13 protein-coding genes are annotated in these 10,458 nt (G+C 60.8%); 9 read left to right on the top strand and 4 right to left on the bottom strand.

The annotated features are described in order from the left end of the window. Nucleotides 1-233: electron transfer flavoprotein subunit alpha/FixB family protein (locus WCA85_RS27915; RefSeq protein WP_424068099.1), on the top strand; the 233-nt coding region annotated here is incomplete at its 5' end. A 183-nt stretch (nt 234-416) separates the two neighbouring features. Here the strand turns inward: WCA85_RS27915 and WCA85_RS27910 are convergent. Beyond that, on the bottom strand, nt 417-1,703 hold the full coding sequence (locus WCA85_RS27910; protein ID WP_424068098.1) for a D-amino acid dehydrogenase: 1,287 nt from the start codon (nt 1,701-1,703) through the stop codon (nt 417-419). Between the two features lie 170 nt (nt 1,704-1,873). Between WCA85_RS27910 and WCA85_RS27905 the strand changes: the two genes are divergently transcribed. Both WCA85_RS27905 and WCA85_RS27900 read left to right on the top strand, forming a co-directional pair. Continuing rightward, the gene (locus WCA85_RS27905) at nt 1,874-2,362 is read left to right on the top strand and encodes an Lrp/AsnC ligand binding domain-containing protein (protein ID WP_424068097.1); all 489 of its coding nucleotides are present in this window, start codon (nt 1,874-1,876) and stop codon (nt 2,360-2,362) included. Between the two features lie 93 nt (nt 2,363-2,455). Beyond that, on the top strand, nt 2,456-3,601 hold the full coding sequence (locus WCA85_RS27900; protein WP_424068102.1) for a PA0069 family radical SAM protein: 1,146 nt from the start codon (nt 2,456-2,458) through the stop codon (nt 3,599-3,601). A 97-nt stretch (nt 3,602-3,698) separates the two neighbouring features. On the opposite strand, the gene WCA85_RS27895 is transcribed toward WCA85_RS27900, so the two are convergent. Beyond that, nucleotides 3,699-4,166 carry a TM2 domain-containing protein gene (locus tag WCA85_RS27895; RefSeq protein ID WP_424068096.1) on the bottom strand — a complete coding sequence of 156 codons (468 nt, stop codon included), beginning with the start codon at nt 4,164-4,166 and terminating at the stop codon, nt 3,699-3,701. A 456-nt stretch (nt 4,167-4,622) separates the two neighbouring features. Between WCA85_RS27895 and rpsP the strand changes: the two genes are divergently transcribed. The 6 genes from rpsP (at nt 4,623) to WCA85_RS27865 (ending at nt 8,884) form a co-directional block, all read left to right on the top strand. Next, nucleotides 4,623-4,877 (top strand): 30S ribosomal protein S16, encoded by a 255-nt coding sequence (gene rpsP / locus WCA85_RS27890; protein WP_025600315.1) that lies wholly within the window; start codon nt 4,623-4,625, stop codon nt 4,875-4,877. 129 nt (nt 4,878-5,006) lie between these two features. Next, entirely contained in the window at nt 5,007-5,714 is a 708-nt protein-coding gene (rimM, locus tag WCA85_RS27885) for a ribosome maturation factor RimM (protein WP_424068095.1), read from the top strand. 25 nt (nt 5,715-5,739) lie between these two features. Beyond that, on the top strand, nt 5,740-6,507 hold the full coding sequence (trmD, locus tag WCA85_RS27880) for a tRNA (guanosine(37)-N1)-methyltransferase TrmD (RefSeq protein ID WP_424068094.1): 768 nt from the start codon (nt 5,740-5,742) through the stop codon (nt 6,505-6,507). A 150-nt stretch (nt 6,508-6,657) separates the two neighbouring features. Continuing rightward, entirely contained in the window at nt 6,658-7,044 is a 387-nt protein-coding gene (rplS, locus tag WCA85_RS27875; RefSeq protein ID WP_020069334.1) for a 50S ribosomal protein L19, read from the top strand. A gap of 93 nt (nt 7,045-7,137) precedes the next feature. Then, on the top strand, nt 7,138-7,818 hold the full coding sequence (locus WCA85_RS27870; RefSeq protein WP_424068093.1) for a CoA pyrophosphatase: 681 nt from the start codon (nt 7,138-7,140) through the stop codon (nt 7,816-7,818). 127 nt (nt 7,819-7,945) lie between these two features. Continuing rightward, complete coding sequence (locus tag WCA85_RS27865; protein ID WP_424068092.1) at nt 7,946-8,884, top strand: CobD/CbiB family protein; 939 nt, start codon at nt 7,946-7,948, stop codon at nt 8,882-8,884. Nucleotides 8,885-9,161: 277 nt separating this feature from the next. On the opposite strand, the gene WCA85_RS27860 is transcribed toward WCA85_RS27865, so the two are convergent. Together WCA85_RS27860 and rsgA are read right to left on the bottom strand one after the other, a co-directional pair. Beyond that, on the bottom strand, nt 9,162-9,482 hold the full coding sequence (locus WCA85_RS27860; protein WP_424068101.1) for a putative signal transducing protein: 321 nt from the start codon (nt 9,480-9,482) through the stop codon (nt 9,162-9,164). Nucleotides 9,483-9,518: 36 nt separating this feature from the next. Then, the gene (rsgA, locus tag WCA85_RS27855; RefSeq protein ID WP_424068100.1) at nt 9,519-10,454 is read right to left on the bottom strand and encodes a ribosome small subunit-dependent GTPase A; all 936 of its coding nucleotides are present in this window, start codon (nt 10,452-10,454) and stop codon (nt 9,519-9,521) included. Between the last annotated feature and the right edge of the window lie 4 nt (nt 10,455-10,458).

Here is a 10,458-nt window from a genome sequence, read left to right as displayed (position 1 = left end):
GCTTCGTGCCCAACGACTATCAGGTGGGCCAGACGGGCAAGATCGTCGCGCCACAACTTTACGTGGCGGTGGGTATCTCGGGTGCGATCCAGCATCTGGCCGGCATGAAGGACTCGAAGGTGATCGTGGCGATCAACAAGGACCCGGAAGCGCCGATTTTCTCGGTTGCCGATTACGGGCTGGTGGGTGATCTGTTCACGCTCGTGCCGGAGCTGGTGAGCGAACTCGGCTGAATTGGATAGCGCGGTAAAAGGCATCTGGCAGCAAACGAAGGGGCGCATGGACCATCAAGTCCGGCGCCCCTTTTTCGAGTCACGCGCAGTGACAAACGGCGCCTCGTCAGGCGCCGTTTGTATTTTGTGTTGCGTTGGATGCCGCTCGCGATGAGCGGCCTCACGGGATGTAATTCGACAGAGTCAGGCGTAGGCCGGACGACCCTCGCCGTGGGTCTCACCGAGATACCGGTGCACTGACAGATCGCCTGATTGAATAGCGGGCTGCTTGCCCGAAATCAGATCGGCGAGCAGTTGACCCGAACCACACGACATCGTCCAGCCAAGCGTGCCATGGCCCGTGTTGAGGAACAGGTTCGACACGGGCGTGCGGCCGACGATCGGCGTGCCGTCCGGGGTCATCGGCCGCAGGCCGGTCCAGAAGCTAGCCTTGGTGGTATCGCCGCCGCCAGGGAAGAGGTCGTTCACGCACATTTCCAGCGTTTCACGACGCGCCTGACGTAGCGATTTGTCGAAGCCGACGATCTCGGCCATGCCACCCACGCGGATACGGTCATCGAAACGCGTGATCGCGATCTTGTAGGTCTCGTCGAGCACGGTCGAGACCGGTGCGGCCGCCTCGTTGACGATAGGCGCCGTGATCGAATAGCCCTTAAGCGGATACACCGGAATCTTGACGATGCCCGACAGGAATTTCGTCGAATACGAGCCCAGCGCTGCCACGAAGGCATCCGCACGGACGAGTTCATCGCCGCATTTCACGCCGGAAATTCGGCCGTTCGCCATGGTGAGCGCGTCGATCGGCGTGTTGTAGCGGAATTTCACGCCCAAGGTTTCGGCCAGTGCAGCGAGCCGGGTGGTGAAGATCTGGCAATCGCCTGTTTCGTCGCCGGGTAGGCGCAGACCACCGGTCAGTTTGTGCGACGTGGCAGCAAGCGCTGGCTCAGCGCGCGCCACTTCGTTAGCCGACAGGAGTTCAAAGGGCACGTTGGCGTCCTTGAGGACAGCGATATCCTTAGCGGCCCCATCGAATTGCTGCTGCGTACGAAATACCTGCAGCGTGCCGCCCGTTCGGCCTTCGTACTGGATACCGGTATCGGCGCGCAGCGCCTGCATGCAATCACGGCTGTATTCGGCGAGACGCACCATGCGGCCTTTATTGACGGCGTAGCGATCCGCGGTGCAGTTCTGCAGCATCTGCCACATCCATTGCAACTGGAATTGCGTACCGTCGAGGCGAATCGCGAGCGGCGCGTGCTTCTGGAACATCCACTTGACGGCCTTTAGCGGCACGCCCGGCGCTGCCCACGGCGACGCATAACCCGGCGAAATCTGGCCGGCATTGGCAAAGCTGGTCTCGAGCGCCGGGCCGGCCTCACGATCGATCACGGTCACTTCGTGACCCGCTCGCGCCAGATAGTAGGCGCTCGTTACGCCAACGACACCACTGCCCAAAACGACGACTCGCATAGCTGCTCCGAAAAGATTTCTTTGGGGCTTGACGTATCGCTTGCCGCCTCACCTGATTGAATTCGTTCGATTCATGAGGTGATACGCTTTTGACCCAGTGTTAACCGCTATACTATTGAGTGTCAGGTAGGTTTTGTTATCGTATTTTTTGGATTTTCAGTAAAAAGACTATGCGTACTCAACGTCAACCTGTGCGGGCGCTCGACAAGCTTGATCACAAGATCCTCAAGCTGTTGCAGCAGGACGGCCGGATGGCGATGAAAGACCTCGCGGAGCAGGTGGGCCTGTCGGTCACGCCTTGCATCGAGCGGGTTAAGCGCATGGAGCGCGATGGCGTCATTACCGGCTACCACGCGCGTGTCAATCCGTCGGAACTGGGTGCGGCGCTGCTGGTGTTTGTCGAGATCACGCTCGACCACAAGAGCGGCAACATGTTCGACCAGTTTCGCCGCGAAGTGCAGAAGATTCCTGAGGTGCTCGAATGTCATCTGGTGTCGGGCGACTTCGACTATCTGATCAAGGCGCGTATCGGCGAGATGGCCGATTATCGGAAGCTACTGGGCGACATCCTTTTGCAACTGCCGGGCGCTGTGCAGTCGAAGAGCTACGTCGTCATGGAGGAGATCAAGGAAACGCTGACGATCGCAGTCGGGGAGTGATCACGGTGCGATGAGATGAAGAGAGGGCTCGACAAACGGCTTAAACACTGTATATTTGTACAGTATGTTTTGAGCCGTTTCTGTTTGAGTCTCCTGCTTCCGTTTGCCTTTGCCGTGACCGATTCCGCCGCCGAATATCCGATCGCTCCGCCCGCGCCCCGCAAGGGGCGCGGCGCGGTGACGAACCTGCAAGGCCGCTATGAAGTCGATCAGCGGGAAGCGGTCGATGATGGCTGGATGGTCCACGAGGACGAAGAAGGCGGCCCGGTCAAGTTGCGTACCCAGGTGTTTGAAGAACACGCCAAGACTATTCTGACCCGCAATGCGTCGCCTGATATTCCGTTCAACGTTTCATTGAACCCGTATCGCGGTTGCGAGCACGGTTGCATCTATTGCTTCGCGCGGCCCACGCATAGCTATCTGGGCTTGTCCCCCGGGCTCGATTTCGAAAGCCGCATCTACGCGAAGGTCAATGCGCCCGAATTGCTCGAACGGGAGTTGTCGAAGAAATCCTACGTGCCCGAGCCGATCGCATTAGGCGTCAATACAGACGCCTGGCAACCGACCGAGCGCGAAATGCGCTTGACGCGGCGGGTCATCGAAGTACTGAGCGAGCGCGAGCATCCGTTTGCGGCCATTACGAAATCGTCGTTGATCGAACGCGACCTGGATTTGCTTGCGCCCATGGCAGCACGTGGCCAGTTCATGGCGGCGATCACGATTACGACGCTCGACGCCGAAATAGCGCGCACGCTGGAGCCGCGCGCGGCGACGCCGGCGCGCCGGTTGCGCACGATCCGCACTTTGGCCGAGGCGGGCATACCGGTTGGCGTGAGCATCGCTCCGGTGATCCCGTTCGTTACGGAGCCGGACATGGAGCGGGTGTTGGAGGCATGTGCCGAAGCGGGGGCGAGCAACGCTAGCTATATCGTGCTGCGGCTACCTTGGGAAGTTGCGCCGCTATTCAAGGCCTGGCTTGCTGCGCATTTTCCGGATCGTGCGGATCGCGTGATGAGTCGTGTGCGGGATATGCGCGGTGGCAAGGATTACGACGCGCATTTTGCCAGCCGGATGAAAGGCGAGGGTCTGTGGGCCGATTTGCTCAGGCAGCGCTTTTATCAGGCAGCGCGGCGGCTCGGCCTGAACGAGCGGGAGCGCGGCATTCTGGATATGTCGATGTTCAAGCGTGTCGAGCCGACGCGGCCTGGTCGCGATGATCCGCAATTGAACCTGTTTTAGGCGAGTTGCGTCATTTTGGGTGTCTGGGTGTCTGGGTGTCTGGGTGTCTGGGTGTCTGGCGCTGCTGCTCGCCAGTGCCAGTTGCCCGTTGCCAGTGCTATTGAGATAGCGCCTTGGCTGCCTGAACTTGCGATTCGAAATACGTCTGGAATGACAGGGCGAGACCGGACATGAGCAACATTGCGCCGATGAACAGTGAAAAGATCACCACGAAAATCACCGTCCAGCCAGAACGGCTGCGCTGCTGCGTCTGCGCGTTAAATTGCGCGTCCCATTTTTCGTCCGGCCTCAGGCCGTAGACGATGGCAGCGAGGAAGGCGGCGAAGAGTGAGACGGCGCCGGGAACCGCCAGTATCCAGCCGAGCGTCGATGCGCGTTCGCTCGCCACCAGCAGCAGGACGCCGGGAACACCGAGCAGCGTGAAGATCACGTGAGCCCAGCCGTATATGTCGCGCTTGCCATACAGATAGAAGCGATGTGCGCCGAGGCTTCCCAGGAAGAATGCGAGTGCGGCGGTGACAGTCTTTGACCTGAAGCGTGGGGATTGCGAGACGCGGCTGGACATGGGGGCGAATGTTGAGTGGCAAGCGGTCGAGGGTCGGCGCAGGGTGCGCATAGAACGACGCGCATTCTACGCTCCGCTTGGGCGGCCGGTCACCTTTCACGCTGATGGGTGGAATTTGTCCGTGCAGGGCGTCGGTTGTGGTTTTGGTGTTTGCCGAGAGACGTCCGCTGGACCAAGACGCGGCATGCGTCATTCATCGGGTATTCGCTTATCGGGCGGCGACACTGCCCAGCAGGCAGGGTATGAACAGGGTTCGAACCAGAGTAAGCAGGGCCGGTTTCATGGGCCTGCCGTCGGGTTATTCCTGCGCTCTGAAGGGCTCCGGCCGCCCGGACTGTATGGCCGGCGCAACCGTGCCCGCCAGTTTATCCCGGTAAGTGTTTGTTATGGCTTCAGTTTCCGGCTATAATCGCATGTTTCAGTCGTTCCGAACCCCGGTTTTCAAGGATTCTAGTAATGGTCATCATCCGCTTGGCTCGTGGCGGCTCCAAGAAGCGCCCGTTTTACAACATCGTCGCAACTGATTCGCGTAACCGTCGTGACGGCCGCTTTATCGAACGCGTTGGCTTCTACAACCCGGTAGCAACGAAGGGTGAAGCACTGCGTATCGCTCAAGATCGCCTGACGTATTGGCAAGGCGTTGGCGCGCAACTCTCGCCGACGGTCGAGCGTCTGGTGAAGGAAGCGCAAAAGGCGCAACCGGCTGCTTAATGGTCGCTAGCGCGTGCATCATCGGCGGTCTGCGCAGTTCACGCGGTCTTTCGCGCGAGCGCGATGCACGGGTTTTGCATAACCAGCAGACGTTCAAGTTGGCAGCGAAGTTCGCCTTGAGGTTTTCTCATGTCTGAGCGTGATTCCGGCAGTTCAGGTCGCGCCAAGGCGGCTCCGCGCGCTCAGGCGGCGTTCGGTGCATTCGTCCGCAAGCCGGTCGAAAGTACGAAGCCGAAGGCCGACGCTCAAGGTGCCGATTCCAGCGTTGCCGCGATGCGCGCTGAGACGGCCGAGAGTTGGCCGGACGACGCGGTCGAAGTTGGCGCTGTCGTCGACGCCTACGGCCTCAAAGGCTGGGTCAAGGTGGCCGCGCATGCGGATGCCGGGCGAGGCGGCGACGCGTTACTGAGCGCAAAGCGCTGGTGGCTCATGAAGGGCCGCGAGCGCAGTTCGGCACCGGCGTTGCAGGCAAAGATACACAGCGACAGCATCGTTGCCCATCTGGGCGGCACGGCTGACCGCGAGGCGGCGCTCGCGCTGCGGGGCACGCGGGTGTACATCTGCCGCAGCGATTTCCCGGCACTCGAAGACGATGAATTTTACTGGGTCGACCTGCTCGGCCTGGATGTCGTGAACGTTGCTGGGGTCGCCCTCGGCAAGGTGGTCGACATGATCGACAACGGTGCGCACTCAGTGTTGCGCATCGAATATCCGGCTACCGGCAAAGATGGCAAGCCGGTCACAGGCGAACGTTTGATCCCGTTCGTCGGTGTATTTGTCAAAACGGTGGATCAGGCGGCGAAGCAGATCATCGTCGACTGGGAAGCCGACTATTAAACGAGCTCGATAACGGGAGAGAGCGATGCAGTTTGATGTCGTCACGCTCTTTCCGGAGATGTTTCGTGCGCTGACGGACTGGGGTATCACCAGCCGCGCGGCGAAGCAGGAGCGGTATGGCTTGCGGACGTGGAATCCCCGTGATTTCACCACGGACAACTACCGCACCATCGACGATCGCCCATATGGCGGCGGTCCTGGCATGGTCATGCTGGGCAGGCCGCTGGAAGATGCGATCGGCGCGGCAAAAGCCGCGCAGGCAGAGCAGGGTATTGCTGGCTCACGCGTCGTGATGATGTCCCCGCAAGGTGCGACGCTCAATCACGACCGAGTGATGCAGTTTGCTGCAGAACCCGGGTTGATCATGTTGTGCGGGCGCTATGAGGCGATCGACCAACGTCTGCTCGATCGTTGCGTCGACGAAGAAGTGAGCCTCGGCGACTTTGTGCTGTCGGGCGGTGAGCTGCCTGCCATGGCCTTGATGGATGCCGTGGTGCGTCAGTTGCCTGGCGTGCTGAACGATTCGCAATCGGCCGTTCAGGACAGTTTTGTCGACGTGCTGCTAGATTGTCCGCATTACACTCGCCCCGAGGAATACGAAGGTGTGCGTGTGCCCGATGTGCTGCTTGGCGGCCATCATGCGGAAATCGAGTTGTGGCGTCGGCGCGAAGCGCTGCGCAACACGTCGAACAAGCGGCCTGATCTGATCGAAAAGGCCAGAAAGCACAAGATGTTGAGTCGTGCCGATGAGGCATGGCTTGCAAGTCTCGCGAAGGAAGCACCGAAGGCGTAGAGCCCCGGTGTCACTAGCGAATAGGCGGCGCCGCACATGCGTGTACGGCGCCTGATGTGAACCCATCCTCTATCGGGGCCGTAGCTGAGCGCAAACAAACGCTGCGCGAAGCAGGTACGAACGCCGACAAGATGGACATAGGAGTCAGTGATGAATCTGATTGCAAAACTCGAGCAGGAAGAAATCGCGCGCGCCCTCGGCGAGAAGACCATCCCCGAATTCGCCCCCGGCGATACGGTGATCGTCAGCGTGAATGTGGTTGAAGGTACGCGTAAGCGTGTTCAGGCTTACGAAGGCGTCGTGATCGCCAAGCGTAACCGTGGTCTGAATTCGTCGTTCATCGTCCGCAAGATTTCGTCGGGCGAAGGCGTCGAGCGTACGTTCCAGACGTACTCGCCGCTGCTCGCAAGCATCGTCGTGAAGCGTCGCGGTGATGTGCGTCGTGCGAAGCTGTATTACCTGCGCGACCGTTCGGGCAAGTCGGCCCGGATCAAGGAAAAGCTGGTCTCGAAAGACCGCGCTGCTTCCCAAGCGTAAAAGCTGTAAGAAAAAGCACCCTTCGCGGGTGCTTTTTTGTTTGTTGGGTCAAAATAGCGGCATGTTCCGCATAAGCTCGTCCAGAGACTCCCGTTGACCCGTCCTGTCCATCAGCCCGAAACCCTGCCTGTCGAATCGACCGGCGACCATCTGCCACCGGTTGCCCCCGAGCGTCTGACGCCGGACGGCTTGCGCGCCCGCTTCAAGCAGCTTTTGTCATGGACGGCAGAGCCCGGTGACGCGCGCTGGAAAGAGTTCGGCGACCCGCGTGTTGCGGCAGTGCTCGTGCCGCTTGTCGTGCGTGAAGAAGGAATCACAGTACTGCTGACCCAACGTGCAGACCATCTCAACGACCATGCCGGTCAAGTGAGTTTCCCGGGTGGGCGTCACGAACCTTTCGATGCCGATTCGACAGCCACGGCGCTGCGTGAGGCGCAGGAAGAGGTCGGGCTCGACCCCGGCCGCGTCGAGGTACTCGGTTCGCTGCCGGATTACCTGACCGCCACGGGGTTTTGCGTGACACCCGTCGTGGGGCTTGTCCATCCCCCATTTACCATCGAGGCTGATTCGCTCGAGGTGGCTGAAGTGTTCGAAGTGCCGCTGAGCTTTCTGATGGATCCCGCGCGTCATGAGGTCCGCGTGTTCCGCTGGGAAGGCGGCGAGCGTCGTTTCTTTGCGATGCCTTATCCGCGTGGTGACGCCGCGGGCGATTACTTCATCTGGGGCGCAACGGCCGGCATGTTACGCAATTTTTATCGTTTTCTTGCAGCATGAGCATGCAGACGCAATGGGTGTCGGCCCGCGTGTCGCAGCTTTGCAACCTTCACTGCGCTCAGTGGCATCCGACCCTGTGCTATCGTTATAAAACTAACGTAAAAACTCGAATAGCACGGCGCATCGCATGACTTTTTTCTCCGTATTGCTGGCTCTGATCATTGAACAGATGCGCGCGCTGTCGCCGAACAATCCGGTGTCTGCGTTGCTTCAATATCATGCGGAGTCGGCGGCACTGGGGTTCGACGCCGGCAAGCCCAGACATGGCGTGCTTGCATGGCTGGTGGTGGTGTTGCCGTGGACGCTGGCGGTCGCGCTTGTCTACTACGTCCTCTATCACATCAATTTCGTGCTGGCGTTCCTGTGGAACGTGGTGGTCGTGTATTTCACGCTCGGCTTTCGCCAGTTCAGCCACTATTTCACTGACATCCACCTTGCGCTCAATAGCGACGATGTGCCGCGAGCAAGGGAAATCCTCAACGAATGGACCGGTCTCGAGACGGTGGACATGCCGGTCAGCGAGATCGTCAGGCATACGTTGATTCACGCGGTCGTGGCTTCGCATCGGCATGTGTTTGGCGTGTTCTTCTGGTTCCTCGTGCCTATCGGCCCCGCGGGCGCAGTGTTGTATCGCATTGCCGAGCATCTGGCGCGCGCCTGGTCGCGCCCAACGGATGACCGAACCGTCGCGTTCTCGAGCTTTGCGCAGCGAGCGTTCTTCGTGATCGACTGGGTGCCGGCGCGGTTGACGTCGCTGGGCTTTGCGATTGTCGGCAATTTTGAGGACGCGATTTATGCATGGCGCAACCATGCGCGCCAGTGGCCCGACGCTAACGACGGTGTGCTGCTCGCGGCGGGCAGCGGCGCCTTGGGCGCGCGCTTGAGTGGCCCATTGGCGGAGCCGTCGAGCCTCGACGCTCTGGCTACCGGGGACGGCGGCCCGATGCAGGTGGGCGACGATTGCACGCCGCGGACGTTGCAATCTGCAGTCGGGCTAGTGTGGCGCGCGGTGATTCTATGGATGATCCTGCTGTTGATGCTGACGATCGCGGTGTGGCTCGCCTGATGTGCGTGTACTGATCGCATTAGCACGCTCGCCGTTTATCGAGCATCCTTGCTGATTGAGGCCGGCGACCCGGGCCTCAATTGTTTTGAGGCTGTAGGCCCCTTGAGCCTGCCAGCTCCTAAACTTCCTGAGCCCTGAGCCCTGAGCCCTGAGCCCTGAGCCCTGAGCCCTGAGCCCTGAGCCCTTGAGCCCGTGGCCACTTAAGACCCGAGCAGGCTCCGAGCGCCGCGTGACTACAGCGCCCACCCGGATCCCACCGCATCAGCAATAAGACTCTTCACCCGTCGAGCGGGTTACGCGCGGTCCCGCATTGCCAGCAGACCGTGAACTGCGCCTCGAGCGTTTCGCCGCATTGAGCGCAGCGCCACGATGGTGTGCCGGGAGCCGGCCCATGCGCGGCTGCGTCGATGAGCCGCCGCGCGATGACTTCGTCGCGTTCGTCGACGAGCCAAAGCTCTGGCGCGCATTGATCCGCTGGAATCTCGCCGAGCGCGCCGTTGAGGTAACGATTATGCAACTCGCACGGAATGCCGGACGTCGCAAGCACGTTGACCCAATGCTGGCCGATCAGCAGATTCGGTGCGCGCATCAGTTTCATCATGGGGGAAGCCGGTTGCGGGTGGGTGAGGCGGGTTCAACGCACGACCTGACTCGCCTCATGCACGAGTTGTGCATAGAGCGCGTGCCGAGCCGGCGTTATGCGTCCGTCCGCCACCGCTTCGAGAATCGCACATCCGGGCTCCTGAAGGTGATGGCAGTTATAGAAGCGGCAATTCGGCAGCAACGGCCGGAATTCGGGAAACGCGCGCTCGAGCCGGCCTTCGGTGAGATGGTGCAGTCCGAACTCCTGGAAGCCCGGCGAATCGATCAGTGCGCCGCCGTCCGGTAGCGGGTAGAGGCGGGTGAAAGTCGTCGTATGCCGGCCGCTATTGAGCGCGGTCGAAATCTCACGAGTCGCCACTTCCGCGTTCGGCACCACCAGATTGACCAGTGTCGATTTGCCCATGCCCGACTGGCCGAGCAGCAGCGTCGAATGGCCTCGCAGGTGGTCGTCGAGCGCGGCGCGGGCGGCTTCCGGTTGGGTCTTGATCGATAGTTCAACGACCGTATAGCCGAGCGCCGTATAGCGCGCGAGACGCTCTCGCGCGCCAGGCAACGCTGCCTCGACGTCAGTCTTGTTCAAGACGATCAGCGGCTTGAGTTCGTTCGCTTCGGCGGCGACCAGCGCGCGGCCGAGCAGGTCCTCGCTGAAATGCGGCTCGGTGGCGAGCACGATCAGCAACTGGTCGAGGTTCGCCGCGAAGAGCTTCGATTTGTACTGGTCGGAGCGGTATAGCAAATTGCGCCGCTCGCCGATTTCTACTATCACACCCTGGTCGGCCGAGGTCGGTTCGTAGATCACCTGGTCGCCGACTGCCACTTCGCTGCGCTTGCCGCGCGGGAAGCATTGCAGCATGGCACTGCCGTCTTCCGGCGCTACCAGGTAGTGACGACCATGCGCGGCGATCACGAGGCCGCGTACGCGCGTGCTGGACGCCGCGCGCGGCGCTTTCGGGGAGCGGGCGCTCATGCGT

Source organism: Paraburkholderia sp. (genome assembly GCF_049581445.1).
Lineage (GTDB): Bacteria > Pseudomonadota > Gammaproteobacteria > Burkholderiales > Burkholderiaceae > Paraburkholderia.
Note: the sequence above shows the minus strand (reverse complement) of the source record. Positions and strands in the feature narration are given on the sequence as shown.